At 58.9% G+C, this 1,031-nt stretch carries 3 protein-coding genes; all 3 read left to right on the top strand.

Annotation, left to right across the window (positions count from 1 at the left end):
- The coding region (locus tag CW742_RS15135) for a hypothetical protein (RefSeq protein WP_292421859.1) at nt 1-508 on the top strand (508 nt) is incomplete at its 5' end.
- A complete protein-coding gene (locus CW742_RS15140; protein WP_292421860.1) occupies nt 505-660 on the top strand; it encodes a hypothetical protein in 156 nt (51 codons plus the stop codon). The genes CW742_RS15135 and CW742_RS15140, both read left to right, overlap by 4 nt.
- The coding region (locus tag CW742_RS15145) for a hypothetical protein (RefSeq protein ID WP_292421861.1) at nt 657-1,031 on the top strand (375 nt) is incomplete at its 3' end. The genes CW742_RS15140 and CW742_RS15145, both read left to right, overlap by 4 nt.

Consider the following 1,031-nt stretch of genomic DNA (forward strand, 5'->3'; position numbering starts at 1 on the left):
GAAGATGTCAGAAGCAAAATCGTTTGAAAATGGTAACCCCGCCCCCAGGCCTGCAAGCACAAGGAGGGAGATTACCAGTATCGATTCTGAACATAACGTTATAAAGGAATGCCCAGCGACCCCGCCGGCCTTCGTCCGGTACGGCTGCCTCGGCTGCCAGAACACGTATCCGGTCGCCGGCCATTGCCTCTTCGGTAATGAGATTGGTGACGAGTTTTGCCAGCGGGACCGCAAACTGAACACCCGGGCAACGAGCGAATGCCTGCAAAAGGGCTGCATTTCGGCAATGTATGTCGAGAACCGCACCCTTGTCTGCACGCATAGCGGCAAGTGCGAGTGCATCGACCGGTTCGATAATTCGTATGGCGACATCCAGAAGACCCGCTCGGTCGCGGAGATCATCGATGCGGAACTCATCCAGGGGTCGAACCGGATCGCCGCACTGCAAAAACAGTTTCCCCGCCGGCACCCAAGCGGGGCAATCATCACGGAGGTCCCGGTATCATGACCGACAAGACCAACGTGATCACGGTCACCCAGGTGAACCTTGACTGGATCAACGAGAACGTGCCTGGAAAGTCTAAGCAGGCCCGGCTCGAAACGATGCTCGCCTTTTACAAGGAAAATGGCGGTCCGGTTAAATCTAAGGTGGGACCATGACCGAAGCTGCATCAGCACCGGTCCAGCATCGCATGTGCCAGCCGGGCCAATGGCCGCAGCTGACCGAACAGGACCGGGCCATTGTCAGGGAGCTCGGCCAGATCGGGATCCCCCGGCATGCAGCCGCGGTCCTGATGGCCTTCCGGCAGAACGGCCAGGACCTGCGTGTCACCTCCAGGTGGCTTGAGCATGTCACGGACTCCCAACAGCCGGAGATGTCCATGGCCCTGGCCTGGCTCCAGAAGGAAGGCCAGGTCAAGGTCGAGAAACAGATGTCCGAAGGAGGGAAAGGCCGGCCGCTCAAGGTCTTCGCCCTCACGCGATCCGTTGAGGGATACGTCCGCCTCAAAATTTACGAGTACCGGCAACAG

Origin of the sequence: Methanoregula sp., assembly GCF_002835825.1 — an archaeon.
Classification (GTDB): domain Archaea; phylum Halobacteriota; class Methanomicrobia; order Methanomicrobiales; family Methanospirillaceae; genus Methanoregula.

What these genes read in the sequence shown, in the direction of transcription:
- CW742_RS15140 (WP_292421860.1), top strand. Translation starts at nt 505, where the DNA reads ATGACCGACAAGACCAACGTGATCACGGTCACCCAGGTGAACCTTGAC.